Raw genomic sequence first — 26,039 nt, forward strand, 5'->3', positions numbered from 1 at the left:
TAGTTGCCTGGCTGGTGCTTTAGGCGTCCCAGCGCACTTCCGCTTCGCCGGGCCGGACCACGCCGGCCTCGTAGGCGACGACGACCGCCTGCACGCGACTGGACAGACCGAGCTTGGACAGCACACTGCTGACGTGGGTTTTCACCGTCGTCTCGCTGACGAACAGTTTGCTGGCCAGGTCGCGGTTCGAGAGACCGCGGGCCATCCAGACCAGGATCTCCCGCTCACGCTCGCTCAGCTGACCGAGCATCCCGGCCCAGCGCGCATCCGGCTGCGCGGGCGCTGCGGCCGTCGTACCGCCGATTTGGCGCTCGAGCTCGACGCATCGCTCCAGCAGGACGCGCGTCGACGCCGGGTCGACCAGTGAGTCACCGCGGTGCACGGCGCGGACGGCTGACACCAGCAGGTCCGGGTCGGTGTCCTTGAGCAGGAATCCGGAAGCCCCGGCGCGGACGGCACTCAGTACATAGGCCTCGTCGTCGAACGTCGTCAGCACCAGTACGGCGGGCTTCGAGCGCCCGGCGGCCTTGTTGGCCGCGGTGATGCGCTCGGTCGCGACCAGACCGTCCATCACCGGCATCCGGATGTCCATCAGTACGACGTCCGGGTCGTACTGGTCGATCAGCCGCAGCGCCTCTTCGCCGTCACCGGCCTGCGCGACCGTGGTCAGGTCGGGCTCGTGGTCGAGGATCATCGCCAGCCCCATCCGGATCACGCCCTGGTCGTCGGCGACCAGGATCCGGATCTTCGGCTCGCTCAGTTCTGCGGCGGCAGCCATGCCTGCACTCTCCATCCACCCAAGGGGCCCGCCGCGACGGCCAGTGTGCCGCCGACCGCTGTGGCCCGTTCACGCATCCCGATCAGCCCGTTCCCGCGGCCGCTCTCGCTCCGCCGGGCGGTCTCCAACACGTTCACCGGTGGTGGCCCACCGCTGCCGTTGTCGTCGATGGTGAGGAGCTCGCCCTGCGGACTACTCTGCCAGGTCACCCGAGCCGCGGTGGCCTTCGCATGCACCATCACGTTGGTCAAAGCCTCCTGGATGATCCGTACGGCGGTCAGGTCGGTGGCCGTGGTGAGCTGCTGCTGCCGGGTCGGCAGGAACATCGCGACGTCGATCCCGACCGCCTTCAGCCGCTCGCCCATCCGGGCCACGTCACCCAGGTCGGGGACCGGGGCGGTACCGCCACCGGAGTCGGTCGGCTCAGTTCCCGGGGCGGCGTTGAGCACCCGGACCGTCTCGCGCATCGCGGTCAGCGCTTCCTTGCCGCTGGCAATGATCCAGCGGATCGCCTCCCGCAGTACCTCGGGGCGCTGGTCGGCCACGCGGTCGGCGGCCTGGGCGCGGATCACCACCGCGCTGACGTGGTGCGAGATCACGTCGTGCAGGTCGCGGGCGATCCTGGTGCGCTCGGCGACTGCGGCGCGCTCGGCCTCGACCGCGCGCAGCCGGACCAGTTCGGCGTTGCGCTGCTCGAGGACCGCGACGCTCTTGCGGCGTCGGCGGGCATCGGCGCCGAGCAGCACCATGCCGCAGATCAGGGCCTCGGCGAAGACGAACAGCGACACGTTGATGTAGCTGTAGAGGCTCTGCAGGTCGCTCGGCAGGTTCTCGTACCGGCGGCCGTACATGATCGCGCGGTTGGAGTGACCGAGCACGATCGCGACCACGGTCGGCAGCCCGATCATCAAGGCGGCCAGGCTGCCCATCGCGAAGAATCCGCTGACCAGGCGACGGACGCCGTTCGAGGCTGCTATGTAGCCGGCCACCAGCAGCGGGACCAGATGAATCTCGGACTGCAAGGCTGCATCGGCGATCTCGGGCTGCCCGAACATGGTCAGCCCGAGCTGGGCAGCGAGGCCGGTGCCGACGGTCGCGTACACGAGCGGGTAGAGGATGGCGACGGTGATCAGGGTCGTCCGGGGGCTTCGGCGGCCGAAGGCGACGGTGGCGATCAGGAAGACACCGGTCACCGCGGAGACCATCGGGTTCCGCGGCCGCAGCCAGCTGTCGTCGATCACTCCGAGGGCCACGAACCAGACGACGCCCACGAAGGCAGCCACCAGCAGGTCCTGCTGGAACTGGGTGAGGCGTCGCCATCCGGTCATGTCGCCCAGCGTAGTCATCCGGTTCTGAGTAACGCTTCGTCACAGCGGTCGGGAAGTCTCCAACTTTCGGACGAGTCCGGACGTCCGAACTGATACTCAGGGCCTACTGGTGGACTCGGAGGACGGTCCCTGGGACCGATGTGTGTTCCGTGGCAATCCGAGAGGCTGTACCCCATGACCGAACAGCTACCGCAGCGGCCGCGCCGTACCTTGCGGTCCCGGTTGCTGTCCGTGACCGGAGCGGCTGTGCTGGTGACCGTGGTCGGGTCGGTCCTGATCTGGCACACGCAACTGGGCGAGTTCCTGTCGCCGGAAGCCGACAAGGAGCCGGTCGTCTCCGGTCTGAACGCGCCAGGCGTCGGCGCGCCGCCTCCTCCCACGAAGCTGGCCACCGGCAGCCCGGCGAACCAGCCCACGCGTGGCCCTAGCTCCGCGCCCACCAAGCCCGGGTCTACCAAGCCCACGACGCCGGCGCCCACCAAGCCCGCGCCCACCAAGAGCCCCAAGTCGACGCCCACCGCGGAGTTCGGCGAGCAGAACATCAACGCGCTGTCGCCGAAGCTGCGCGCCCGGTTGAAGAAGGCGATCGTCGCGGCCCGCGCCGACGGCGTCCGGATCCAGATCAACTCCGGCCGGCGCAGTACCGCCAAGCAGCAACGGCTGTTCGACGACGCGGTCAAGAAGTACGGCTCCGCGAAGGCAGCCAGCCGCTGGGTGCTGCCGCCCAAGTACTCCGCCCACGTGCAAGGCAAGGCCGTCGACATCAAGCCGGCCGCCGCCATGCAGTGGCTGGACAAGAACGGCTGGCGCTTCGGCGTCTGCCGCCGCTACGACAACGAACCCTGGCACTTCGAGGCACTGACAGCGCCAGGAACCAAATGCCCACCGCGTGAACCCCACTCAGTGGCCAAGAAATAGTCCATCCCGATGCTTGCCAGGAGCAGATCATGACGATGACCTACGCACACCCGTTGCCCACGCGCTACACCCGCGCCCGGCTGACCGTCCCCGCCCTGTGGCGCCAGGTGATCCGTGGCACCGACACAGCGAAGGGCAGCGAGAAGACCATGCCGGAGCCGGACCGTTCGGCGTACACGCAGCTGGAGATCTACGACGGCGTACTCGCCGCCTTCGAGCGCCGCGACGAGGTCGCCGCCGTGCTGTCCGCCGCCGGTGACCGCGACACAGCAGTACGCCGGTTGCGTCAGGAGTTGGCGCTGAGCCACCTGCAGGCAACCGCCCTGGTCGACCTCCCGCTCACCACCGAGTGCCGCGACCGCATCGCCCACCGCGCCGCGGAGTTGCGTACAGCCCTGGAGCGGTAACACTTGAAGTGTGATCACCCTTGAGCAGGCCGCACGGTTACGCAAGGCGGGTGTCCTGTGGACACCCGCGGCCGGCGATCGGTTCGTCGTCCCCGACCGCGAAATGGACGAAGACGTCTTCGTCGTGAGCGACATGACCGTCGAGGTCCACGACTACCAAGGCAGCAAGGTGATCGGCTTCAACGGAACCACCGAATGGGCCCTGGACAGCATCGAACAACGCGAGGTGATCTGGCTCCCTCGCGAGGAACAACTACGAGCCCTGCTAGGCCCCCACTTCCGCCGCCTGGAAGCCGTCCCCGACGGCTTCGCCGTCGAGCTGACGAGTTCCACACACAGCTCCCCAGACGCCGAACAGGCCTACGCCGACGCAGTACTCCATTTGCTAGCCGCCTGATTCCCCAGGCCCGCGATCGCGGCACGGGAGCAGGACGTCGGTAGCGGTGATCGCCACCTGAGCGGATCGCGCGCCCCGAACGAACCGCCCCTATCCGCGGGCTAACCACCCCCGGGCTTGACCACCCGGCCCCCGCCCCAGCCCCGGGCGAGCCACCCCGGCCTCGTTGACCAGGCTCCGGCGCGCGCCCATTCCCACAACCACCTGTCAGCTAGCCGCGGTGCGCGCGACGTAGGAGCGGGCTGGAGCGGCGGCTGCTTGCGAATGGACGGTGGGGCGAGATGTGTTTGAGGGGAAGCGGCGGTAGCCGCGTGAGGGGGTGGGTGGGGCGCACGGGCGGAGCACGCGACGTAGGAGCGCGCGTGCCTGGAGCGAGGGGTGACGGGTGTCGGGAAGGACACGTAGTAGTCGCCTCCGGAGGCTCCGGTCAGGCGTGGGTGAGCGTGGGGCGACCGGTGTTGCGGCACCACTACGTGTTCTTACCGACGCCCGGCCGTCCAGGAAGGCCGAACGGCGACCCACCACGCCAGCCATGCCCGGTGACCATCTCCCACCTGATAACCACGCCAGCCCACCCCGGCGACCACCCCAGCTCCGCCCCGGCGAACACCTCAGCTCCGCCTCGGCGAACACCTCAGCTCCGCCCCGGCGACGACGCCAGCCCGACCCAGGCGACCACCCCAGCCCAGTCGAGCGGGCTCCCGGCGTCGTCCCTCCCCACAACCACCTGTCAGCTAGCCGCGGTGCGCGCGACGTAGGAGCGGGCTGGAGCGGCGGCTGCTTGCGAATGGACGGTGGGGCGAGATGTGTTTGAGGGGAAGCGGCGGTAGCCGCGTGAGGGGGTGGGTGGGGCGCACGGGCGGAGCGCGCGACGTAGGAGTGGGCGTGTTGGGAGCAAGGGGATCGCGTGGGGCGGACCGCCCCCACTCACTAACTTGGGGGTGGTCGGGTGGTTCACGCTCAGCGCGTCGGTTGTGGACGGCCTGAACGGGGGTTGGTGAGTGGGACAGGTCCGCGATCGCGGTACGGATGCTGAGGAACTGCTCGGGTACCCGTGGAAAGTTGATGGCGGGCTCGAGGAAGCAGTGGGCGTGCCCGGAGTGAGAGGGCTACCGCGGGTTGTTGGATCGCCAGTACTGCTTCTTGTCTTTGTCCTTCACGGTGTAGCCGAGTTTGGCTACCTCGTCGCGGAGCTCACGCAGGTCGGCCTTGCCTTTGTCGCCGTCGTCGAAACCCTTCGCGCGAGCTTTCAGTACGGCGTTCGCCCCCGGAGGCAGCTCGGGTTCGTCCTCGACCCACCGGCGGAAGCGGTCTTCGTATGGATCGCCGCTGTCGGTCCACGGATAGCCGTGCGTGCGGAAGGCCTGAGGGATCTTGTGGGCCTCGCCCTTCAGCTGATCGTGCTTCTCCCGCGCCAACTCACGTGTGGTCGAGTCCAGCAGGACGATTTCCTTGCCATCCAAGAACGCGGTAGTGACCTTGTTCCGCGGGACGGTCACCGTCTTGTCGTTCTTCAGGAACTCGACCGACTCGTTGGTGATCGTCACCTTGAGCGTGTCGGCGAGGGCCATTGCGCCCAGCAGTAGTCCGCCGAGGAGGCCGGCGACCATGCCGCCGACGCCTACCCAGAGTGCGTCCCAGGTTGCGAGTACCTCGAGCAGCCGGCGCCAGGGGACCCAGCGTAGGCCGACTGCCCAGTCGGCGATTCGGGGGAGGAAGAAGCCGAGTACTACGCCGACCAGCGGCAGCCCGCCGTACAAGATCAGCTTGTCGGCGAGCGAGTGCCCGATCACCGTCTTCCCGGTCGTCACCTGCATGCTTCGAAACTAGCGGTCGGGAAGAGAACTTTAGTATCGAAACACGACGACCGAAGGAGACTTGGTGACCGAGGGCATCTGGTTGCGCTTCCTGAGCGGGCCCGAGATCGATTCGCTGGGGCTGACCCGGACCGAGATCGTGGACGCTGTCGAGGTGGCGGTCCGCGAGCACGGGCTCGGGCGGACGAGCTTCGAGCCGCGGGTGCACCTGATGCCGTCGAACGGCGGGATCGGTCATTTCAATGTGCTTCGCGGTCATCTGGACGGGTTGGGTGCGCACGGCATCAGCGGGGTGAAGGTGGTCGGTGACTTCGTGCCGAATTATCAGGTTGGTCTGCCGAGTGAGTTGGCGATGGCCACGTTGTTCGATCCGACCACCGGCGTACCGCTGGCTGTGCTGGACGCGACGTTCATCACCGCGGCGCGGACCGGGGCGATGACGACGGTCGGGGCGCGGTACCTGGCGCGGCGGGACAGCAAGATCCTGGCGCATGCCGGTGCTCGTGGGACCGCGTGGTGGAACGTGACGATGCTTGACGATCTGTTCGACCTGGACGAGATCCGGGTGACGTCTCGGCGGGCCGAATCGCGGGAGAAGTTTGCGGCTGAGTTGTCGGCGGAGCTGTCGACGCCGGTGCGGGTGGTGGCGACGGCTGAGGAGGCGTTCGACGGGGCTGATGTGATCGTGGAGGCGACGCGGTTGATGGAACCCGAGCCGTTGCTGCGGACGGCTGCCGTGCGGCCGGGGGCGTTCGTGGTGCCTTATGGGACGGTCAGTGCGGTGGAGCTGGATCTGCTGGATGTGATGGACAAGGTCGTCGTGGACGACTGGCGTGAGGCGCAGTCGGGGAAATTCGGTTCGCTGCGGCGGCATGTGGATAGCGGTCGGCTGTCGCCGGAGACTTTGTACGCCGAGCTTGGGCAGATCGTCGCTGGAGATAAGCCGGGGCGGGAGAATGATGCCGAGCGCAACCTTTTCTGGCATCGGGGGTTGTCGCTGCTGGATGTGGCGATCGCGTACCTGATTCTGCAGAAGGCCGAAGCGGCGGATGTCGGCACGATGCTGCGGTTCCACTGACATGCTGATCAACCAGGCAGCGGACGTCGAGCCCAGCAGTGCTGAGCCGGTGGAGATCGCTCAACCATTGCTTGATCATCTCGCCGCCATCCGCCGTGAAGTGCTGCAGGCGTTGGCGTCGGATGAGCCTGTGTACGGCGTCAACACCGGGATGGGGGCGATGAGCAAGGTTCGGTTGAGCGAGTCCGAACAGCGCATTCACCAACGGAACCTGCTGCTCGGGCGAGCGGTCGGCGGGCCTCCGTGGTTGCCGGCCGATGAGGCTCGGGCGGTGTTGCTCGGTCGGCTCAGGACGTTCCTGAACGGCGACGCGGGTGTGTCGGTCGAGCTGATCCAGCAATTGGTTGCCCTGATCAACAGCAACGTGGTGCCGCAGATCCCGGCCGAGGGGGCAGGGTCGGCCGGCGAGATCATCCCGCTCGCACACGCCTTCGGGTCGTTGGTGGGTGGACACGTGTCGGGCTTTGAGCTTGGGCCCAAGGAGGGGATCGCGTTGCTTGCCGGGATTCCTGGGGCCACTGGTCGGGCGGCTCTGCAGGTGGTGCGGGCTCGGGGGTTGGCTGAGCACTTGACGGTGGTTGCAGCTGGGGCGATCGCGGTGGTGGGGGCGAACCGGGCGCCGTACCAGCCGTTGGCGGGGCGCGGGGATGACGTACTGGCTGGGGAACTGGCGCGGCTGCTCGAGCTGGCCGGGCCTGAGGAGGAGCCACGGAGTTTGCAGGCGCCGGTGTCGTTCAGGGTGGCGGGGCAGGTGATTGCGCACGTACGGCGGTCGATCGACGACCTCGACCGTGCGGTCGGGCGAGCGTTCGACGGGGTGACGGATTCGCCGGCGTACTTAGGTGGTGAGTTCGTGGGTACGGCGGGCTTTCATGGGATCGACCTGACGGCGTACTGCGATCACCTCACCGCCGCATTGGCTCATGCGGCGGAGGTTTCGGCGGCGCGGTTGCATCGGCTGCTGGATCCCAATGTGACCGGGTTGCCGGCCCAGCTCACCCACGAACCGGGGCCGCAGGCGGGGTTGGTGGCGGTGCACAAGCGGGCGGTGGCGACGACGCATCGGCTGCGGCGGCTGACGTTGCCCGCGGCAATCGGTACGGCGGAGACGTCGAACGGGCAGGAGGATGTGCAGACCTTCTCGTGGGAGGCGGTCGGCAACCTCGGCGAGGCCATTCGCCTGACCCGCGAGGTCACCGCCTGCGAACTCCTCGCGGTCTATCAGGCCTTCACGCTGGCCAAGCGTCCACTGCCGACCAGCCTGCAGATGGTGGCGGACGTCGTACCGCCGATCTCCTCCGACCGGCCCTTCGGGAAAGACCTGACGCGACTGCTGGAGACCGTGCTCTCCTGACGCGTCAGGAGTCATGTCAGGGGTTGAACGTAAAATCCAGCGCGACACGCGGGTTGCGCACGAGTTGCAAGTAGCTCGCGGCCCTGTTGTGTCGTTCAGAAGGTAAAGCTGACCCGACGGGGGTATCAGGTCACTGGTTGTATCCAGTAGCCTGACGCGCGTGTGGCGGATATGGAGGAAGTCGTTGAAGCGGTTCGTGGTCCCACCGGACTGGCCGTCGCCGCCGCGCCGCAGTTGGGTTCCTCCGAAGACCTGGCGTCCTGATCCCTCCTGGCCCCCGGCGCCCGACGACTGGCAGTTCTGGGTCGACGGCAAGGGTGAGCCGGTCCGTGGGCCGATCGGCCGGTACGCCGGTCCTGCGCGCGGCAAGGTGTTCGCCGGGGTCGGCGCGATGGTGACGGCGCTTGCGGTCGTCTTCTGGGCGTTGTCCGCGGTCGGTCTGTTCGGCGGTGGTGGTGAGGACGCCGGTGCCGCGCGCCTCGCCCAGACGTCCGGGACGCCGTCGGTGACCGAAACTCCCGTCGTACCGCCGCGGGTGCCGTCGGTGAAGCCGAGTCGGCGCCCGACACCAACGGCGACGCCGACCAAGATTCTCGTCGAGCCGTCCGTGCGACCGACCAAGACGAGGACCACCAAGAGGCCGGAAACCGTTAAGCCGTCGACCACTCCGAAGACGACAAAGACGGTGCAGCCGACTCGGCCGAGCACGAGCAAGCCGCCGACCCGCGAAGAGATCCTCCGGCAGTACTGCATCGATCGCGGCTGGCCGCCGGAGTGGTGCGTCCCCGACGACGACCCCGAGCGCTGATCAGACGACGTTGCGCTCGGTACGGCGGATGTCCGCGCCGAAGCGGTCGGCGTGCATGGGGCTGATGTCGACGAACGGTTCGCGGCCGAGGTAGAGGTCGCGGATGATCTCGCCGACGGCCGGTCCTTGCAGGAAGCCGTGGCCGGAGAAGCCGGTGGCGTAGAGGAACCGGGAGAGACCGCCGGCTTCGCCGATCAGGGCGTCGTGATCGGGCGTCACCTCGTAGAGGCCGGCCCAGCCGCCGGTGAGGCCGACGTCGAGGAGAGACGGGGCTCGGCGTTCCATCGCTGAAGTGAGGCGGGGGAGCCAGGCATCGGTGCGGTCCAGGTGGAAGCCCGGCAGTTCGTCAGGGTCGGACATACCGATCAGCAGGCCGGGGCCCTCGTGGTGGAAGTAAAGGGTGCTGGTGAAGTCGATGGTCATCGGCATCGTCGGCGGCAGGTCGGGGATCGCTTCGGTGACGACGATCTGGCGGCGCAGTGGGGTGACCGGCAGGTTGATGCCGAGGGGCGCGGCGAGCGCGGCGGACCAGGCGCCGGCCGCGCAGATGACCGTGCTGGTGCGGACGGTGCCGAGGCTGGTCCGGACCGAGCTGATGTTGTTGCCAACGGCATCGATTCCGAGGACATCGCAGCCGGTGAGCAGGGTGGCGCCCAGGCGTCGGGCCGCGGTCGCGTAGCCGAGGACGACGGACTCCGGTGAGCAGTGACCGTCCGTGGGGGAGAAGCAGGCGCCGGCCAGGCCGTCCGGGGCCAGGATCGGTGCCAGGGAAAGGGTTTCGTCGACGCCGATCATCCGGGTCGGCAGACCGACCGCACGCTGCCGGATCGTGCTTTCGCGGAACAGTTCGAGCTGGTCGTCGTTCTCCAGCAGGAACAGGTAGCCGACCCGGTGCAGGTCGATCTCCTGGCCGGGGCGCTTGCCGAAGTTCGCGAACGCCTCCAGGCTGCGGGCGCCGAGCGCGATATTCAGGTCGTCGGAGAAGTTCGCCCGGACCCCACCGGCCGCCTTCGACGTCGAACCGGAACCGAGTGCGTCCCGCTCCAGCAGCAGCACGCGTTCGACCCCGGCCTCGGCCAGGTGGAACGCGATGCTCGTCCCCATCACCCCGCCGCCGACGATCACCACGTCGGCGGCCTCCGGTAGAGCGCTGCTCATGGCAGCAAGAAGTCCAAGTCGGCTTGCACTGTCTCAGTATCCATCTGGGCCTTCTGCAGCTTGCCGGAGTAGTCCCAGTTCATCGACTGCCAACGGGTGAACTGGTCGAGCACCCAGATCCCGCTCTGTCGCGAACCGTTACCCGACTTGCCGTTCCCGCCGAACGGCAGGTGCGCCTCGGCGCCCGAGGTCGAGTTGTTGACGCTGACCATGCCGGCCGAGATGCCCTGCGCGAACCGGAACGCCTCGTTCGGGTCGGTGGTGTAGATCGAGCTGGACAGCCCGTACCCCGGCTTGTTGCCCAAGGCAATCGCCTCGTCGAGAGTCGTGTACGTCGTGATGCCGACCACCGGGCCGAAGGTCTCGTTGAGGAAGATCTCGTCGTCGGACCGCACGCCGTCGACGATCACCGGGTGATAGAACAGGCCATCCGCGGGATCACCTACGAACCCGGCTCGCGGGTTGTCCGCGCCGACCCGGCCGGTCGCGCCGATCACCTTGTGGTGCGCAGCGATCCAGCCCAGCGACTTCTCGAACCCGGCTGCGAATTTCTCGTCCAGCAACGGCCCGAACAGCACATCCTGGGTCGGGTCGCCCATCGCCGCACCCGCGACCGCGGCGGCGAATCGCTCGACGAACGCGTCGTGGATCGACTCGTGCACGATGACCGTGCCGAGCGACGTACAGCGCTGTCCGGCGGTGCCGAAACCGGAGAACAGTGCGCCTTCGACGGCTAGGTCGAGGTCGGCGCTCGCACTGATCACCATCGGGTTCTTGCCGCCGAGCTCGAGACACGGCGTCTGCAGGTGGCGGCCGCACAGTTCGCCGATCTGGGTACCGACCGCACTCGATCCGGTGAAACCGACCTTGTCGATCAGACCGGCCTGCAGCGACTGTTCCAAGCCCGCGAACGTGTCCGGACCATCGGCGTACACGACGTTGAAGACCCCAGCCGGTACGCCGGCATGCGCGAACAGCTCGTAGAACGCGTCGGACATGACTGCCGAGTACTCCGCAGGCTTCCAGACGACTGTGTTGCCGCAGAGCAGCGCCGGAACGATGTACCAGGACGGGACCGCGACCGGGAAGTTCCCGGCGGTGATCACCGCGACCGTGCCGATCGGGCGGCGGAAGGTGAACAGCTGCTTGTCCGGCATCTCCGACGGAACGGTCTGTCCGTACAGCCGACGGCCCTCGCCGATGAAGAAGTCGCAGGTGTCAATGATCTCCTGGACCTCACCACGCGCCTCCGCGATCGGCTTGCCGATCTCCCGTGTGACGAGCTGAGCCAGCCGCTCCTTGTTGGCGGTCATCAGCCGGCCGACGTTCGCGATCACCTGACCGCGCTGCGGTGCCGGTGTCGCGGCCCACGCGCCCTGCGCCGCCCGAGCCGCCTCGGCCGCTCGCACGAACACCTCCGGCCCGGCGCTACCCACCGTCCCGACGACATCGCTCAACCGCGCCGGGTTCGTCGACTCGGTACGCCGTACCGACTCCGTAACCCGCTCGCCGCCCACAACCGACAACACCTCGACGCCCATCCCGTTCCCTCCAGCTAGTTGATCACCCCCACCCTCACCCACCCCGCCGCCCCTCGCCACCCCAACCCGCCAGGTGGCCCGCCCCGTGACCCATCTGCTGGGTCTACCCACGAGGTTGTGGGTTCTGGACCCGCATGCGAGTGCAGAACCCACAAGCGGATGGGGGAACCCATCAAATGGGGATCGTCAGGTGGGGACTTTGCGGTCCGGGTAGAGGTCGGGGACGGGGATGGGGAGGCTCCAGAAGTGGGTGCGGGAGGTGACCATGCCGTAGCGGACGGCCAGGTAGCGCATCAGCTTCAGGGGGCCGCCGATGAGGATCAGGGCCAGGGGGATCTCCAGGAGGACAGCGCTGAGGAGGGCTTGCATCAGGTCGGTGCGTTGGCTGGTGAGGATGTCGAACCAGGCGTCGCAGAGCAGCAGTACGCCGGAGACCACGGCGGTCGGGAAGACCATCACCCGGCGCTTCCAGCCGGCGATCGCGGTGAGGGTGAGGGTCGACAGCAGCAGGATGTCGAAGCCGACCCAGGTGGCGACCCAGTTCCGGGCGACGTAGTGGTTGGGCAGGGTGACGGCCAGGTAGACGGTCCACGGGATCAGGGCGAGTGCACAGAGCAGGATCAGCACGGTTCGCCACTTGCGGATCCGGTTGATCGTGCGCGCCGACGGCAACCCGTCCGGGCGCGGTACCAGCCGCAGGATCAGGTCGCGCCGCTCCGCCGGGGTCAGCGCAGCGATCTGTTCGTCGGTCAGGGTCACCCTTCCAGTATCGAGGCGAGGTCCAGCATCTCTTGTGATTGCATTCACAAGCGCGTAGGATGAACGTCCGGAGCAACTGTCGATCTGACAGCGAGGTGCCATGATGACGAGCCGCAAGCCGCCGTCCATGTCGATGGAGGACTGGGTCGATCTCCAGGTCCGCCAGGCCGAGAAGGAAGGCAAGTTCGACGATCTGTCGGGTGCGGGCAAGCCGTTGAAGCTTGCCGACCAGCATGATCCGGACTGGTGGGTGAAGGACTTCATCCGCCGGGAGAACATCGACACCGAGGCGTTGCTACCGCCGCCGATGCTGCTGCGCAAGGAGAAGGCGCAGGTCCGCGAGAAGGTCGCGAAGATGCGCCGCGAGTCCGAGGTCCGCGACTATCTCGAGGACCTGAACAAGCGGATCGTGCTCGCCATCCGCGACACCACCGGCCCGGTGATTCCGGTCGGGAAGATCGACGCCGCGGCGGCGCTCGAGCAGTGGCGCGTGGACCGCGAGGAGTGGCTGGAAGAGCGTCGCCGTGCCGCCGCGCGGGCGGACGCGGCGGACGCCGTACCGGCGAAGAAATCGTTCTGGCAGCGGCTCTTCAGCTGATCAGCGCGCGGGCGGCGGTCTCGATCGTCTCCTCACTGAGCAGCACCTGACGGGCCGCGTCGCCGAGCGGGACGAACGAGTCCTCTGACGTGACGCGAGCCATTCGACCGGTGTAGCCGTGGTCGACCAGTGCGGCCAGCACGCCCTCCGACACACCACCGGATCGCCGGGTCTCGTCCACGACTAGCACCCGGCCGGTGGCCGTTGCCTCACGCAATAAATCCTCGATCGGCAGCGGCGCCAGCCAGCGCAGGTCGAGAACCCGTACGCCGGGAACCCGCGCCGCGACCCGTAAGCTCATCGGCACCCCGTTGCCGAAGCTCACCAGGGTCAGCTCGGTACCCCCGCCGTACGTGCGGCCGCGGCCGATCGGTACCGGCTCGGTCGGGTACGGCGCCAACCACGCGTCGTCGGCCTCGTCGTACAGATCGCGGCGGTGGTAGAGCGCGATCGGCTCCAGGAAGACGCAGACCGTGCCTGAGGATCGGGCCGCGGCGGCGCAGGCGTGCAGCATCGCCGCGGCGTCGTCCGGTCGCGACGGCGATGCGATCACGATCCCGGGGATGTCGCGCAGGACACCGATCGCGTCGTCGTTGTGGAAGTGACCGCCGAAGCCCTTCTGGTATCCGTAGCCGGCGATCCGCAGGACCATCGGGTTCGCGTATTGCTCCTGCGAGAAGAACTTCAGCGACGCGGCCTCACCGCGGAGCTGGTCCTCGGCGTTGTGCAGATAGGCCAGGTACTGGATTTCTGGAAGCGGCAGCAGCCCGGAGACACCGGCACCGAGTGCGAGTCCGAGGATGGACTGCTCATCCAGCAGGGTGTCGAAGACCCGGGCTGCGCCGTGCGTTTTCTGCAGTCCGCGGGTCACGCCGTACACGCCGCCCTTGCGACTGACGTCCTCGCCGAACAGCACGGCCTCGGGGTATGACCCCAGTACGTCGCTCAGTGCGCGGTTGATGGATTGGCTCAGTGTCAGGCGTTCCGTGGTCGGCGTCCGCTGGGGGAGCGCTTGTGCGACGGTTGCCGGTTCGGGGAAGCGGAGTGGGGCGGCGACGGCCTCGGGTGATGACAGTTGCGGCAGACCGGATACCTCGGCCGCGATCCGCATCGCCTCGGCGCGCTTGTCCTCGTAGAGGTCGATCACCTCGTCCGCGCTGAGTCCTGCGCCGAGCAGTCGGCGCGCGGTCCCCAGTAGTGGGTCGAGCACCTCGTCGGCCGCCACTTCCGCCGTACTCCGGTACGCCGCCTCGACGTCGGAACCGGCATGACCGAGCAGCCGGACGGTTCGCAACCGGAGGAACGCCGGCCGCCGATTCCGCCGTACGAAGGTTGCCGCTTCCGTCGCCATGGTCAGGGTCGCCGCCAGGTCAGTGCCGTCGGCGTCGAAGTAGCGGAGGCCGGGGCGTTGGCCGTAGGCCTGCTTGATCCAGCCGTCCGGCGTCCGCACGCTGATCCCGAGGCCGTTGTCCTCGCAGACCAGCAGCAGTGGCATTGGGATGCCCTGGTACGACGTGTGCAGGGCGGCGTTGATCGCACCGGTGGCCGTGGAGTGGTTCGCCGAGGCATCGCCGAAGCTGGTCACCACGATCGCGTCCGCGGGCCACGGCGACGGTACGCCGAGCTTCGCGGCCCGGGCCATCGAGAACGCGACCCCCATCGCCCGTGGCAGGTGCGACGCGATCGTCGAGGTCTGCGGAATGATCGCCAGGTCGTGCCGCCCGAAGACCTTGTGTCGACCGCCCGAAATCGGCTCGGTGGTCGCCGCCGCGACGCCGAGCAGGATGTCGCGCAGCCCGTCCTTCACACCGCACTGGTCCGCGCGCGCCAGGTAGAACGCGCCCGAGCGGTAGTGCAGCAGCGCAGGATCGGTCGGTCTGAGCGCGGCGGCGACGGCCGCGTTGCCCTCGTGTCCCGCTGATCCGATCGTGTAGAAGCCATGCCCCTGGGACTGCATCCACCGGGCCGCGAGATCCGCGTGCCGGCTGCCGAGTTGAGCGTCGTACAGGCTGCGCAGCAGATCGGCGGAGTAGTCACAGGGGGCGGGTTCGAGGGCGCGGACACGCTCCGCGAACCGCTCGTCGACTGCGGTCATGGAACGACTATCTCAAAGGCCGCAGTCGAAGCCTTCGTCGTTCGGGTTGGCGTCGGCGAGGACTTCCAGGATCCGGCTCGACGCGTGCAGGTCCGCATTCGATACATGATCCGCGAAGAACGTCGCGACCACAGCTTCGACCACGGGTCGGGCGGCGTCGAGGGCCTTGCGGCCGTCGTCGGTGAGCTCGGCCCAGGTGGCGCGGCGGTCCTCCGGGGTGTTCCGGCGGACGACCCAGCCGTCCTTGTCCTCGAGTTTGCCGATCAGGCGGGTGGCGCCGCTGCGGGAGATCATCAGCTCCGCCGCCAGCGGGGCCATCCGCATCCGGCCGCCGGCGCCGTCCAGGGCGCGCAGCACCTCGTGCTCGAAGTAGCTCATCTTCAGCCTGGTCCGGAGCGTGTTCTCGATATGCGTGAACAGCAGCGTGTCCGCGCGGTACAGCGCTCGCCAGGCCTGGAGCTGGGTGGGACTCATCTCCGGCGGCATGGGCTCAGTCTACGCCGTTCGGTGCACGATAAAACAGTTGACACGTGAACAGTTCGCGTGGGTATTCTGTCGGCTCCGGGTGAAAGTGTGAGCAGGAGGAGGCGATCGTGAGCGAGAGTGGCGCGGGGTGGAAGGCGGTTCGGCCGCTGAAGCACCGCAACTACCGGCTGCTCTGGACCGGATTGGCGGTGGCCCTGCTCGGCAGCGGGCTCTGGCTGGTCGCGCTCGCCTGGCAGGTGATCGAGCTCGGTGGCGGGCCGGTCCAGCTGTCCGTGGTGACGACGGCGTACAGCATCGGGCTCGTTGTCTGCGTGCTGTTCGGCGGAGTCGCCGCTGACCGGTTGTCGCAGCGCTCAGTCATCGTCGCGGCCGATGTGGTCCGTGGTGTGGTGCTGCTGGTGGTCGCCGGTCTCGCGTTGACCGAGCTGCTGGAGGTCTGGCATCTGGCCGGGGCGGCCGTGCTGATCGGCGCCGGCGAGGCGTTCCTGATCCCGGCGTACACGGCGTTGGTGCCGAGGCTGCTGCCTGCCGATGAGCTGCTCGCGGCGAACGGGCTCGAGGGGACGCTGCGGCCGTTGGCACAGCAGGCGACCGGGCCTGCGCTGGGCGGTCTGGTGATCGCTGCGATGTCGCCGGGGCTGGCGATCCTGATCACCGCGCTGACCTACTTCTTCTCGGCGGCGTGCGTGCTCGCGATGCGGATACCGGCCGATGAGTCCGCCGAGGTCGACGAGGAGCGCGCGACCGGCGTACGGGCGATGTTCGCGGACCTCCGAGAAGGCTGGAGCTATGTACGGCGGACTCGGTGGCTGCTCGCGTCGTTGCTGTTCGGCACCGCGTTCGTGCTGCTGATTCTCGGACCGCTGGAGGTGCTGCTGCCGTTCGCCGTCAAGGATCAGTTGGGTGGTGGGCCGAAGGACTTCGGCCTGGTCCTCGCGGCCTTCGGCATCGGCGGCGCGGTCGGCGCGCTGGCGATCTCGTCCCGCAGCCTGCCGCGGCGCTACCTGACCGTGATGACGTTGATGTGGGGATTCGGTGCGGTGCCGATCGTGGTTCTCGGTGTCGCCCGGGATCTCTGGGTGATGGCGCTCGGCGCGGCCGTGGTCGGCGCGACCGGTTCGGCGGCGATGGTCATCTGGGGCACGTTGCTCCAGCGCCGGGTCCCTGACCAGTTGCGCGGCCGGATCTCCAGTCTCGACTTCTTCGTCTCGCTGCTGCTGATGCCGGTCTCGATGGCGCTGGCCGGCCCGGCCGGTGCGCTTCTCGGAGTCCCCGCCGTCTTCATCATCGCCGGTGTCGGACCTGCCCTGGTCTGCCTGCTGGTCGTCTACTTCGGGCGGATGCCGTCCGACGAGCTCGCCAACCCGCTCGACACCACGGCGGAACCCGTCAACGCCTGACCGCGTCCGACCCGAGGCTTCTCGCGATGACAACCTTTCGCCAGGTTCCAGACGTCTCTGTTTGGGGAACGGTGGGAAGAGGCCGCTCGTTCTATCGGGTAGTGGGGTGCTCTGACGTGAGGTGGGCGTGACTGTGAGTGTGCAGCGGGTGGTGATTGCTGCCGGTTTGGGTGCCGGGACGGTCGGCGCACTCACCGGCGTGCTGCTGCTTGGGCCGTTGGGGGCGTCGCTCCTGCTCGCAGTCGTCTTCCTGATCGTCTGGCCGCTGGCCGCGGTGATCCGGCAGGTCGTCGTCGACACCCCGGATTATTCGGCCACCACGGTCGCAGCGCTGGCCGCCACTGGTGTGCTGTGCCTGCCCGGTCTGGTTCGGCTTGTCGCGGACGGCGCGTTCGGGGTCGCGACTCTGCTGGTGGGTGCGGTGGTGTTCGTGCTGATCGATCTCGTCGTACCGGATCGTCGGGACCGGCCGTCGTCGCGCCGGCAGCGCCGGATCCGGCGGTTGACCGAGGAGCAGTTCCTCGAGGACGAGGCGCTGATCGCGTCCCTGCAGTGCCCGTTGAGTATCAGCGAGCTGTGCGACGTCTGGGTCGAGACCGCGGGACAACTGGCTCAGGGTGCCGATATGCGCGACCGTCAGGCGGTCGCCGAGGTGCGGCGGATCTGCCTGGACGAGTTCGAGCGCCGCAACCCGGTGGGATTCCAGCGCTGGCTCGACGCCGGTGCGCCGCCGAACCCCACGACGTACCTGATGGCCCACGGCGAATAGCCCTTACGAGGCCTTCTTCCGCGCCGTCTTCTTGGCAGCGGTCTTCTTCGCGGCCGGCTTCTTCGTGGTGCGCTTGGTTGTGCGCGACTTGCGGGCGGCCTCGACGCTGGCGCGGAGGGCGCTGACCAGGTCGGTCGGCGTGGTCGCCTCCGGCTCCTCCTCGGAGTAGACGACCTCCTTCCCCTTGCGCTTGGTCTCCACGAGCTTCTTCACCCGCTCGGTATAGGTGTCCTTGTACGCCGACGGCTTCCACTCACCGCTCATCGCCTCGACCAGGTCCGCCGCCATCGTCAGCTGCTTCCCGGACCGCGACTTCGCCGGCAGATCGTCCAGCTCGGCGACCGGATCCCGGATCTCGTCGGCGAAGTACATGGTCTCCAGCACCAGCACCTTGTCCTGCGCGCGGATCGCGGCCAGGTACTCCTTGCCACGCATCACGAACTTCGCGATCCCGGCCCGGTTCGTCTTCACCAGCGCGTCCCGCAACAGCCCGTACGACGAGGCGTTGTCACCCTGTTTCGGACCCAGGTAGTAGGTCTTCTGGAAGTGGATCGGATCGATATCGTCCAGGTCGACGAAGGTGTCGATCTCCAGCGACCGCGACTTGCCGGGCGCGATGTCGTCCAGCTCGGACGGTTCGACGACGACGTACTTGCCGTTGCCGAGGTCATGGCCCTTCACGATCTTGTCGTAGGCGACCTCGCGGCCGGTGCGTTCGTTGACCCGCTTGTAGCGGATCCGGTCCGACGTCCCGCGCTGGAACTGGTGGAAGTCCAGCTCGTGCTCCTCGGTCGCGCTGTACAGCCCGACCGGCACCGAGACGAGCCCGAAAGTGATGTAACCGCTCCAGATCGATCGCGCCATGCGCGCCCGGTACCCAGGTCACATGCGGTTGTAGCGCTTCCGAGCCTCGCGACTCTCCTTCTGAGCGTCACGAGCGGTACGGCGGGCTTCGTCGAGCTCCGCTCCCAGGTTGTGCACAAGTTGCTGTGCCTCGGCGAGCGCCTCGCGGGCGTCGTCGAGCTGCTTGTCGAGATCCTCGACTCGCGCTTCAGCGGCCTGGGCCGTGGCGACGGCGTCCTCGAAGGCCTTCTTGGCCTCCGCACGAGCCGCGGCCTCCTGCTCCTCGGCCTCCCGCTGCGCCCGGTCCTTCTCGGCGTCGGCCTTGGCATCGGCCGCTTCCGAGGCCTGCTGAGTCTTCCGCCGGGCGCGAGCCGCCTCCCGGCGTTCGTCGGTCAGCGGCGTGACATTGGTGGGCTCGCCGTTCTCGTCCACGACGCCGAAGCCGACGTGCCGCAGCGCGCTGCTCAGCCGCCCTTCCCGTACGGCGTCGCCTGCGGCGGGGTCGACCAGCGCAGCGTCGAGCGTCTCGCGGAGCTTCTGCGTAACGTCCGCACTGACCTTCTGGTTGGCGTCCTTTGCGAGCCGCCCGGCCTCTTTGACCAGCTTGTCCAGCAGTTGATGGCGTTTCGGGGTCAGCTCACGCAGCCGGTCGCCGTCCATATCGGCGGTCGCCTCGCGGAACTCGTCGCCCAGCGCAATGAGATCGTCGAGGTCGTCGGCCGCGTTGTGGGCCACCAGGTTCGCCACCCAGGCGGCGACAGTCGGCTTCCGGAGCGCCTTCAGCCGTGTCGAACCGAGCTGGTCGCCATCAGCCTTCAGCTGCTTGGCCAGCTCGTTGCGCGTCGGAATGAAGTCAGCCGCCGGAATCGCGTACAGCCGGTCCGCCGCCTCCTCGAAGTCCACCCGCCCGACGCTACCCGAAAGCTGACATGTTCTGGCAGGTTGAGCTGCTTGACTCGCGCGGTGAACGAATGCTGCTCCGTGGTCGACCTCCGTCAGTACACGCTGCACCCAGGCGCCCGCGACACCCTCATCGACGTCTTCGACGAACACTTCGTGGAAGGCCAGGAGGTGTGCGGAATGCACATCGTCGGCCAGTTCCGCGACCTCGACGACCCAGACCGCTTCGTCTGGCTCCGCGGCTTCAACACCCTGGACGCCCGCGCCGAAGCCCTCAAATCCTTCTACTACGGCCCGGTCTGGCGTGAGCACGCCGCAGTCGCCAACGCCACCATGATCGACTCCGACAACGCCCTACTCCTGGAACCAATTCACCTAGGACCGGACTACCCAAGCCCCAACTCCCCACGTCCTACCGAACCCGCGGAGTCGCTCATCACAGGGTTCGTCCATCCGGCCGGCCCTGGGTTCGTCGAGCAGTTCCAGCGCGAGATGCTTCCCGCTCTTGCTGAGGTGGGGGCTTCGCCTTTGGCGGTCTTCCGGTCGCTGGTTGTGGAGAACAACTTTCCGCAGTTGCCGTTGCGGGACGACGTGGTCCTGGTGTGGCTCGCGCGGGGTGTGGATGAGCAGGCGCGGGAGGTACTGCGTGCCTGGGAGGGACAGGAGTTGCGGCTTCGGCCGACCTCGCGTTCTCAGCTGCGTTAAATAGTTTGCGCGCCCGCGCGGCGCCGGGCATCCTGAATCGACTTGAGCGGCGACGAGCGCTGCCTGGGCCTAAGGAGGGCTGACGGATGGCAATCACTGTGCTGCGGCATGTCCGCGTCAGTCTCACCTCAAGCCTCAGGAGCACTCCCGATGTCTTCCGACGTCTTTCGTACCGAATCTGACTCATTCACCTCTGCTGATCAATACTCTTTTGATTTCCAGCAGGTCGACGAAACTCTGGCGCCGAACCAGCGCTGGACCACCTGGCTGGACGTCGAGCGCGGTTCTCGCGGGCCTGAGCCCCGCCCCTCGTGGGTGGTGACGGCACAGGCCGCGATCGATACCGAGCTCGGCGTCCTCAAAACCGGTAAGGAAGCTGATGTCTTCCTGATCGAGCGCGCCGTCGAAGCCATCGGCGACGCGCCCGCACAGTCCTCGCTGCTCGCCGCCAAGCGGTACCGCACCGAGGAGCACCGGTCCTTCCACCGCAGTACGGCGTACGTCGAAGGCCGCCGTACTCGCAACAGCCGCGACAGCCGGGCCATGGCCAAGAAGACCCAGCACGGGCGCAGTGTCGCGTCCGGGCAATGGGCCTACGCGGAATGGGCCGCGCTGAACCAGCTGTGGAAGGCCGGGGTGCCAGTGCCGTACCCGGTCCAGATCGACGGGACCGAACTGTTGATGGAGTTCATCGACGACGGCGAGGGCGGAGCCGCGCCACGGCTGGCCCAGGTCCGTCCGTCGAAGGACCTGCTCGGCGAGTACTTCGAGCAGTTGCGAGGTGCCATGCGGGAGCTGGCTCGCGCCGGTCTCGCGCACGGCGACCTCTCGCCGTACAACGTGCTGGCCCAGGGCGAGCGGATCGTGATGATCGATCTGCCGCAGGTGATCGACGTCGTCGGCAACCCGAAGGGGATGGAGTTCCTCCTCCGGGACTGCCACAACATGGCGGCCTATTTCACCAGCAGGGGCTTGGAAATCGACGAACAGGAGTTGTTCGCCGATCTCCTCAGTATGGTGTTCTAAGAGACTGCTTTTGCAGCTGCGCGGCCGGCGGTGCGTCCGGTGAACAGGCAACCGCCGACGAAGGTGCCTTCGAGTGAGCGGTAGCCGTGGACGCCGCCGCCACCGAATCCGGCGACTTCGCCGGCCGCGTAGACACCAGGCAACGGCGTACCGTCGGTGCGCAGGACGCGGGACTCCAGGTCGGTCTGCAGACCGCCCAGGGACTTGCGGGTCAGGATGTTCAGCCGTACGGCGATCAGCGGGCCGGCCTTCGGGTCCAGGATCCGGTGCGGTGGCGCGACCCGGATCAGCTTGTCGCCGCGGTAGTTGCGGGCGCCGCGCAGCGCGGTGATCTGCAGGTCCTTGGTGAAGGTGTTGGTGATCTCGCGGTCGCGGGCGACGATCTGGCGCTCGAGGTCAGTCAGGTCGATCAAGTTGTCGCCGGACAGGTCGTTCATGCCGCGGACGAGGTCGGGCAGGTTGTCCCGGACTACGAAGTCGGCGCCCTTGTCCATGAAGGCGCGGACCGGCGGAGTCGCGCCACCGCGGGCGCGGCCGAGGACGGCCTTGATGTCCTTACCGGTCAGGTCGGGGTTCTGCTCCTGGCCGGAGAGGGCGAACTCCTTCTCGATGATCTTCTGGGTCAGCACGAACCACGTGTAGTCGTAGCCGGTGGTCATGATGTGCTCGAGCGTGCCGAGGGTGTCGAAGCCGGGAAAGAGCGGGACCGGGAGTCGCTTGCCGGTGGCGTCGAACCACAGTGACGACGGGCCGGGCAGGATTCGGATGCCGTGCATCGGCCAGATCGGGTCCCAGTTCTGGATGCCTTCGGTGTAGTGCCACATCCGGTCGCGGTTCACGTACCGGCCGCCGGCCTGTTCGGTGATCGCGAGCATCCGGCCGTCGACATGCGCCGGTACGCCGCTGATCATCCGCCGCGGCGGTTCGCCCATCCGCTTCGGCCATTGCGCGCGGACGAGATCGTGGTTGCCGCCGATCCCACCCGACGTGACGATGACCGCCTGAGCCTTGAGCTCGAAGTCGCTGACCTCGGTCCGCGAACTCGCCTGGCCACGCAGCACGCTGCTGGGCTCCAGCACCTTGCCGGAGACGCCGTCGACGACACCACCGGTGACGGTCAGCTCGTCGACGCGATGCCGGAAGCGGAACTCCACCAGCCCCTTGGCCACTGCCTCACGGACGCGGCGTTCGAACGGCGCGACCAGGCCCGGGCCGGTGCCCCAGGTGATGTGGAAGCGCGGGACCGAGTTGCCGTGCCCGTCGGCGTTGTACCCACCGCGCTCGGCCCAGCCGACCACGGGGAAGAACCGCACGCCCTGAGCATGCAGCCACGGCCGCTTCTCGCCGGACGCGAAGTCGACGTACGCCTCGGCCCACTGACGGGCCCACTTGTCCTCGTCGTCCAGCCGGTCGAACCCGGCCGAGCCGAGCCAGTCCTGCAGGGCGAGATCGCGGGAGTCCTTGATCCCCATCCGGCGCTGCTCGGGGGAGTCGACGAACATCAGGCCGCCGAACGACCAGAAGGCCTGTCCGCCGAGCGATGCCTCCGGCTCCTGGTCCAGCAGCAGCACCTTCTTGCCCGCATCCGCAAGCTCCGCGGTCGCTGCCAGCCCGGCCAGTCCCGCCCCCACGACGATCACATCGGCGTCCATGGGGACATGTATACCGGACAGTAGTCAGGCATGGACTCTGGTGCGCGTAGTTGCAAGAATATCGGCCGTGACGATCCTTTCCGTGCAAGATCTTGTCCTGCCTGCCGCTGCTCTCGGCGGGGAGAACCCGTTGCCGCCGCTCCGCAGTCACCAGGAGGTGCACGAGGTCCGCAACCTCGCCGAGCTCCCGGCCGACCTGCAGGCGAACATCACGTACGGCGGCCTGCGCAGCACCCTGCCGTGTCTGGACCAGGACGGGTACGACCGCACGCTCGTCGAGACCACGCTGGGGTCACTCGTGCTGGAGAACGACTTTGTGCGGGCGGTTGTGCTGCCGAGTCTCGGTGGTCGGCTCTACTCGCTCGTGCACAAGTCGACTGGGCGCGAACTGCTCTACCGCAACCCCGTCTTCCAGCCTGCGAACCTTGCCCTGCGCAACGCTTGGTTCGCCGGTGGTGTCGAGTGGAATGTCGGTAGCACGGGTCACTGGACTGGCACGTGTTCACCGATGCATGCGGCTCGGGTCGAAGGGCCGGACGGTACGCCGATTCTGCGGCTCTGGGAGTTGGAGCGGACTCGGAATCTCGTTACGCAACTCGACTTCTGGCTGCCCGCCGACTCCGAGTTCCTGTACGTCGGGGTGCGGCTGCAGAATCCCGCGGACCACGACGTACCGGCGTACTGGTGGTCGAACATCGCGGTCGATCAGTCGGAGCGCACGCGGGTGCTGGTGCCGGCGGATCAGGCGTGGCGGTACGGGTACGGCGCTCGGCTGGATCTGGTCGATGTGTCGAGTGAGCTGACGTATCCGACTTGGCACGACAAGGCGGTCGACTACTTCTTCGAACCGCTGGCCGGTGAGCGGCCGTGGATCGCGTCGATCGATGCTGAGGGCAACGGGTTGGCGCAGGTGTCGACTGCTCGTTTGCGCGGGCGGAAGTTGTTCGTGTGGGGCGAGGCTCCGGGTGGACGACGGTGGCAGGAGTGGTTGGCGCCGGGTCTTGAGGGGCCGGGTTATGCGGAGATCCAGGCGGGGTTGGCGCGGACGCAGATGGAGCATTTGAAGTTGCCGGGGGCAACTTCGTGGCAGTGGCTGGAGGCGTATGGGCCGGTGTCGGTGGATGCGGACGCGGCTCATGCGGATGACTGGCAGGTCGCGCGTACGGCGGGTGCTGCGGCGCTGAACGCGGTTCTCGACGGGCTGCCGGCGCGCGAGGCGGAGTGGTCGACCGTGGTCGATGCGGCGCCGGTGGAGCGGGTGGCGGTCGGGTCGGGCTGGGGTGCGTTGGAGCTCGCGCGGACTGGATGGTCGGTGTCGGCGGGGACGCCGTTTGACGCGGACACGATGACTGATCGGGAGCGGGCGTGGTTGCCGTTGCTGGATGGACAGTTGCCGGCGACGGACGGCGTACCGGACGGGACGCTGGTGGGGTGGCGGGAGTTGCTGGAGAAGGCGGCGGACAACTGGCTGGTCTGGTACCACCGCGGGGTCGCGCGGTACTACGCCGGAGACGAGGCCGGCGCGCTGGACGCCTGGCGAGAGTCCGGAGACAACCCCTGGGCGCTACGGAACATAGGTTTCGTCCAGCAAGACCTCACGGCATATGAGAGGGCTCTCGAACTTTGTCCCGACCTCGTCGAGTTGCAGGTCGAGGCCATTGCACTCGCCATCGCTGTCGATCCGATTCGTGCCACGCAGTACCTCGCGTCCGCAGCGGACGATCCGCGAATTCAGGCTCTCCGGGTCCAGCAGGCTCTTGCCACCGGGGATGCGCAGCGGGCGCATGAGTTGCTGGCGGAGGGGATTCAGCTTGCGACTGTGCGTGAGGGGGCGAATCCGCTGACTGACTACTGGGTGGCTGCTGAGGAAGCGCTGGGGACTGGGCGTCCGGTGCCGCCTGAGTATCAGTTCGGGATGTCCGGAAGCTGACTCTGCTCGATACCTTCCCCGCCCCACCACCCCGGTCGGAAATTCTTTGTTCGGACCTGGAACCGAGTAGGTGTAACCGGCGTCTCACCGACGTGCGGCAAAGGCCGCGCAGTCTGTTTCGGGGAGGTGAGTGCCATGTTGACGATCGTCGTTCTCGGCGGGTTCGGCCTGGTGCTGCTGGTCACCGCCTGCATCGTGGCGGATGTGATCAGTGGTTCCCGGCATGAGGCGAACGCTTCGGGGAGTGAGGAGAAAACCGCAGGACGGGTGCTCCGGGTCCGTGGCCCGGTCCACGGGCGCCTGCAGGACGGAACACCGGCGACGTACACCGAGGTCGTCGTCGAGTACTACACCCGTCGGGGTGAGGGGCCGTTCGAGGTCGCTCGCAAACTGCCGGTGGGCAGCAGGACGTCGTACAGCAAGGGCGATCGCGTGATCGTCGCGTACGACGTGCGCAGCCCGCGGCGGGGCCGGATCGCCGGCCGCGTCACGCACTGGCCGCAGCTGGGACCGAGGTCCGGGCAGCCGGTGCCAGAGGAGCCTGTGCCACACGGTTGATACTTGAACACCCTGGAGTCCCTCACCTGATTTTCCAGGTGAGGGTTTTGTGATTCAGGCCGGGAAGTGCGGGGCGAGCGTGCTGTAGAGGGCGGGCATCCCTTGGGACAGGACGTACTCGGCTTCTGCCTCCGGTAGTCGGTCGGCGAGGTGCGCGAGCGCCTCGCCCATGGCGATGCTGAGGGTGACCGCCAGCCGGAAGTTGCGGCTGTCGACGGCGCCGAAGCGCGCCACCAGCAGCTCCGAGAACTCGCCGGCGTGCTGATCGTCGTACTCGCCCGGCTGGGTCTCCAGGTCCGGGTCGCCGAGACCGCTCAGCACGACCGCGCGGAAACCCGGGTCGGTGCGGTGCATCTCGCGGAACGTCACCATCGTGACGTCGACGGCCTGCCGCCAGCTGGTCACCTCTGCCAGCCGGCTGCTCACCGCCTCGGTGTAGCGGGCCTGGTTCCGCCGTTCGATCGCCTGGATCAGGCTGCGCTTGTCGGGGAAGTAGCGATAGACGCTGCCGACCGCGATCTCGGCCCGTTTCGCGATCCCGCTCGTCGAGGCCGCGTCGTACCCGCGCTCGACCACCTCGGCACAGGCCGCGTCCAGAATCCGCTCGACCTGGCGGCTGGCCCGATCCTGGGTCGGTGTACGGCGCAGCGGATACGCCGACGATGTCACCATTCGGCCATTGTGCACCGAAACGTCGACAACGTTGCCACTCTCGTATGACAGATTGCCGTCAG

At 67.8% G+C, this 26,039-nt stretch carries 25 protein-coding genes; 13 read left to right on the forward strand and 12 right to left on the reverse strand.

What is annotated here, in order from left to right; all coding sequences use genetic code 11:
- Positions 1-19: 19 nt before the first annotated feature.
- Positions 20-760, reverse strand: a complete 741-nt coding sequence (locus tag ABD231_RS30125) for a response regulator (RefSeq protein WP_344159949.1) — start codon at positions 758-760, stop codon at positions 20-22.
- Positions 757-2,106 carry a sensor histidine kinase gene (locus tag ABD231_RS30130; protein ID WP_344159261.1) on the reverse strand — a complete coding sequence of 450 codons (1,350 nt, stop codon included), beginning with the start codon at positions 2,104-2,106 and terminating at the stop codon, positions 757-759. Before ABD231_RS30130 ends, ABD231_RS30125 begins: the two co-directional genes overlap by 4 nt.
- A 174-nt stretch (positions 2,107-2,280) precedes the next feature.
- Between ABD231_RS30130 and ABD231_RS30135 the strand changes: the two genes are divergently transcribed.
- The 3 genes from ABD231_RS30135 to ABD231_RS30145 are packed head-to-tail and all read left to right on the forward strand — an operon-like array spanning position 2,281 to position 3,828.
- Positions 2,281-3,024, forward strand: coding sequence for a M15 family metallopeptidase (locus ABD231_RS30135; RefSeq protein WP_344159264.1), 744 nt, complete (start codon positions 2,281-2,283; stop codon positions 3,022-3,024).
- Between the two features lie 29 nt (positions 3,025-3,053).
- A complete protein-coding gene (locus ABD231_RS30140; RefSeq protein ID WP_344159267.1) occupies positions 3,054-3,431 on the forward strand; it encodes a hypothetical protein in 378 nt (125 codons plus the stop codon).
- A gap of 10 nt (positions 3,432-3,441) precedes the next feature.
- On the forward strand, positions 3,442-3,828 hold the full coding sequence (locus tag ABD231_RS30145; protein ID WP_344159270.1) for a pilus assembly protein CpaE: 387 nt from the start codon (positions 3,442-3,444) through the stop codon (positions 3,826-3,828).
- Positions 3,829-4,937: 1,109 nt separating this feature from the next.
- Here ABD231_RS30145 and ABD231_RS30150 read toward each other — a convergent pair.
- Complete coding sequence (locus tag ABD231_RS30150) at positions 4,938-5,645, reverse strand: YqeB family protein (RefSeq protein ID WP_344159273.1); 708 nt, start codon at positions 5,643-5,645, stop codon at positions 4,938-4,940.
- A gap of 64 nt (positions 5,646-5,709) precedes the next feature.
- On the opposite strand from ABD231_RS30150, the gene ABD231_RS30155 reads away from it, so the two are divergent.
- The 3 genes from ABD231_RS30155 to ABD231_RS30165 all read left to right on the forward strand — a co-directional run bounded on the left by ABD231_RS30155 (position 5,710) and on the right by ABD231_RS30165 (position 8,885).
- Positions 5,710-6,723 (forward strand): ornithine cyclodeaminase family protein, encoded by a 1,014-nt coding sequence (locus tag ABD231_RS30155; protein ID WP_344159276.1) that lies wholly within the window; start codon positions 5,710-5,712, stop codon positions 6,721-6,723.
- A 1-nt stretch (position 6,724) separates the two neighbouring features.
- Positions 6,725-8,077 (forward strand): aromatic amino acid lyase, encoded by a 1,353-nt coding sequence (locus tag ABD231_RS30160; RefSeq protein ID WP_344159278.1) that lies wholly within the window; start codon positions 6,725-6,727, stop codon positions 8,075-8,077.
- Positions 8,078-8,261: 184 nt separating this feature from the next.
- Positions 8,262-8,885 carry a hypothetical protein gene (locus tag ABD231_RS30165; protein WP_344159280.1) on the forward strand — a complete coding sequence of 208 codons (624 nt, stop codon included), beginning with the start codon at positions 8,262-8,264 and terminating at the stop codon, positions 8,883-8,885.
- Here ABD231_RS30165 and ABD231_RS30170 read toward each other — a convergent pair whose 3' ends face one another.
- From ABD231_RS30170 to ABD231_RS30180, 3 genes are all read right to left on the reverse strand, one after another.
- Complete coding sequence (locus tag ABD231_RS30170) at positions 8,886-10,043, reverse strand: NAD(P)/FAD-dependent oxidoreductase (RefSeq protein ID WP_344159283.1); 1,158 nt, start codon at positions 10,041-10,043, stop codon at positions 8,886-8,888.
- Positions 10,040-11,584, reverse strand: a complete 1,545-nt coding sequence (locus ABD231_RS30175; protein ID WP_344159286.1) for an aldehyde dehydrogenase family protein — start codon at positions 11,582-11,584, stop codon at positions 10,040-10,042. Before ABD231_RS30175 ends, ABD231_RS30170 begins: the two co-directional genes overlap by 4 nt.
- 186 nt (positions 11,585-11,770) lie before the next feature.
- Positions 11,771-12,343, reverse strand: a complete 573-nt coding sequence (locus ABD231_RS30180; RefSeq protein WP_344159289.1) for a hypothetical protein — start codon at positions 12,341-12,343, stop codon at positions 11,771-11,773.
- A gap of 103 nt (positions 12,344-12,446) precedes the next feature.
- On the opposite strand from ABD231_RS30180, the gene ABD231_RS30185 reads away from it, so the two are divergent.
- A complete protein-coding gene (locus ABD231_RS30185) occupies positions 12,447-12,941 on the forward strand; it encodes a DnaJ family domain-containing protein (protein WP_344159292.1) in 495 nt (164 codons plus the stop codon).
- Here ABD231_RS30185 and ABD231_RS30190 read toward each other — a convergent pair.
- Positions 12,934-15,036, reverse strand: coding sequence for a thiamine pyrophosphate-dependent enzyme (locus tag ABD231_RS30190; RefSeq protein WP_344159295.1), 2,103 nt, complete (start codon positions 15,034-15,036; stop codon positions 12,934-12,936). The two genes, ABD231_RS30185 and ABD231_RS30190, sit on opposite strands and share 8 nt — an antisense overlap.
- Before the next feature lie 12 nt (positions 15,037-15,048).
- Positions 15,049-15,522: a MarR family winged helix-turn-helix transcriptional regulator gene (locus ABD231_RS30195; RefSeq protein ID WP_344159298.1), complete on the reverse strand. Its 474-nt coding sequence runs from the start codon at positions 15,520-15,522 to the stop codon at positions 15,049-15,051.
- Between the two features lie 107 nt (positions 15,523-15,629).
- On the opposite strand from ABD231_RS30195, the gene ABD231_RS30200 reads away from it, so the two are divergent.
- Positions 15,630-16,922, forward strand: a complete 1,293-nt coding sequence (locus ABD231_RS30200; protein ID WP_344159301.1) for an MFS transporter — start codon at positions 15,630-15,632, stop codon at positions 16,920-16,922.
- Positions 16,923-17,049: 127 nt separating this feature from the next.
- Complete coding sequence (locus ABD231_RS30205; RefSeq protein ID WP_344159304.1) at positions 17,050-17,691, forward strand: hypothetical protein; 642 nt, start codon at positions 17,050-17,052, stop codon at positions 17,689-17,691.
- Positions 17,692-17,694: 3 nt separating this feature from the next.
- On the opposite strand, the gene ku is transcribed toward ABD231_RS30205, so the two are convergent.
- Together ku and ABD231_RS30215 are read right to left on the reverse strand one after the other, a co-directional pair.
- Positions 17,695-18,555, reverse strand: coding sequence for a non-homologous end joining protein Ku (gene ku / locus ABD231_RS30210; RefSeq protein WP_344159307.1), 861 nt, complete (start codon positions 18,553-18,555; stop codon positions 17,695-17,697).
- Between the two features lie 18 nt (positions 18,556-18,573).
- A complete protein-coding gene (locus ABD231_RS30215) occupies positions 18,574-19,437 on the reverse strand; it encodes a hypothetical protein (RefSeq protein WP_344159309.1) in 864 nt (287 codons plus the stop codon).
- 60 nt (positions 19,438-19,497) lie between these two features.
- Here ABD231_RS30215 and ABD231_RS30220 point away from each other — a divergent pair, with 60 nt between their 5' ends.
- Both ABD231_RS30220 and ABD231_RS30225 read left to right on the forward strand, forming a co-directional pair.
- On the forward strand, positions 19,498-20,139 hold the full coding sequence (locus ABD231_RS30220; RefSeq protein ID WP_344159312.1) for an NIPSNAP family protein: 642 nt from the start codon (positions 19,498-19,500) through the stop codon (positions 20,137-20,139).
- A gap of 150 nt (positions 20,140-20,289) precedes the next feature.
- Complete coding sequence (locus ABD231_RS30225; RefSeq protein WP_344159314.1) at positions 20,290-21,165, forward strand: serine protein kinase RIO; 876 nt, start codon at positions 20,290-20,292, stop codon at positions 21,163-21,165.
- Here ABD231_RS30225 and ABD231_RS30230 read toward each other — a convergent pair.
- Positions 21,162-22,817, reverse strand: a complete 1,656-nt coding sequence (locus tag ABD231_RS30230) for an FAD-binding dehydrogenase (RefSeq protein WP_344159317.1) — start codon at positions 22,815-22,817, stop codon at positions 21,162-21,164. The two genes, ABD231_RS30225 and ABD231_RS30230, sit on opposite strands and share 4 nt — an antisense overlap.
- 82 nt (positions 22,818-22,899) lie before the next feature.
- Here ABD231_RS30230 and ABD231_RS30235 point away from each other — a divergent pair, with 82 nt between their 5' ends.
- A complete protein-coding gene (locus ABD231_RS30235; protein WP_344159320.1) occupies positions 22,900-24,747 on the forward strand; it encodes a DUF5107 domain-containing protein in 1,848 nt (615 codons plus the stop codon).
- 135 nt (positions 24,748-24,882) lie between these two features.
- A complete protein-coding gene (locus tag ABD231_RS30240; RefSeq protein ID WP_344159322.1) occupies positions 24,883-25,305 on the forward strand; it encodes a DUF3592 domain-containing protein in 423 nt (140 codons plus the stop codon).
- Between the two features lie 54 nt (positions 25,306-25,359).
- Here the strand turns inward: ABD231_RS30240 and ABD231_RS30245 are convergent, their stop codons facing one another.
- Positions 25,360-25,977: a TetR/AcrR family transcriptional regulator gene (locus ABD231_RS30245; RefSeq protein WP_344159325.1), complete on the reverse strand. Its 618-nt coding sequence runs from the start codon at positions 25,975-25,977 to the stop codon at positions 25,360-25,362.
- Between the last annotated feature and the right edge of the window lie 62 nt (positions 25,978-26,039).

Origin of the sequence: Kribbella yunnanensis (assembly GCF_039529655.1) — a bacterium.
Classification (GTDB): domain Bacteria; phylum Actinomycetota; class Actinomycetes; order Propionibacteriales; family Kribbellaceae; genus Kribbella; species Kribbella yunnanensis.

Bases quoted from the DNA above. Each gene is read 5' to 3' on its own strand.
- ABD231_RS30130 (WP_344159261.1), bottom strand. From the start codon at position 2,106: ATGACCGGATGGCGACGCCTCACCCAGTTCCAGCAGGACCTGCTGGTG.
- ABD231_RS30135 (WP_344159264.1), top strand. From the start codon at position 2,281: ATGACCGAACAGCTACCGCAGCGGCCGCGCCGTACCTTGCGGTCCCGG.
- ABD231_RS30140 (WP_344159267.1), top strand. From the start codon at position 3,054: ATGACGATGACCTACGCACACCCGTTGCCCACGCGCTACACCCGCGCC.
- ABD231_RS30150 (WP_344159273.1), bottom strand. From the start codon at position 5,645: ATGCAGGTGACGACCGGGAAGACGGTGATCGGGCACTCGCTCGCCGAC.
- ABD231_RS30160 (WP_344159278.1), top strand. From the start codon at position 6,725: ATGCTGATCAACCAGGCAGCGGACGTCGAGCCCAGCAGTGCTGAGCCG.
- ABD231_RS30170 (WP_344159283.1), bottom strand. From the start codon at position 10,043: ATGAGCAGCGCTCTACCGGAGGCCGCCGACGTGGTGATCGTCGGCGGC.
- ABD231_RS30175 (WP_344159286.1), bottom strand. From the start codon at position 11,584: ATGGGCGTCGAGGTGTTGTCGGTTGTGGGCGGCGAGCGGGTTACGGAG.
- ABD231_RS30185 (WP_344159292.1), top strand. From the start codon at position 12,447: ATGACGAGCCGCAAGCCGCCGTCCATGTCGATGGAGGACTGGGTCGAT.
- ABD231_RS30190 (WP_344159295.1), bottom strand. From the start codon at position 15,036: ATGACCGCAGTCGACGAGCGGTTCGCGGAGCGTGTCCGCGCCCTCGAA.
- ABD231_RS30195 (WP_344159298.1), bottom strand. From the start codon at position 15,522: ATGCCGCCGGAGATGAGTCCCACCCAGCTCCAGGCCTGGCGAGCGCTG.
- ku (WP_344159307.1), bottom strand. From the start codon at position 18,555: ATGGCGCGATCGATCTGGAGCGGTTACATCACTTTCGGGCTCGTCTCG.
- ABD231_RS30225 (WP_344159314.1), top strand. From the start codon at position 20,290: ATGTCTTCCGACGTCTTTCGTACCGAATCTGACTCATTCACCTCTGCT.
- ABD231_RS30230 (WP_344159317.1), bottom strand. From the start codon at position 22,817: ATGGACGCCGATGTGATCGTCGTGGGGGCGGGACTGGCCGGGCTGGCA.
- ABD231_RS30240 (WP_344159322.1), top strand. From the start codon at position 24,883: ATGTTGACGATCGTCGTTCTCGGCGGGTTCGGCCTGGTGCTGCTGGTC.
- ABD231_RS30245 (WP_344159325.1), bottom strand. From the start codon at position 25,977: ATGGTGACATCGTCGGCGTATCCGCTGCGCCGTACACCGACCCAGGAT.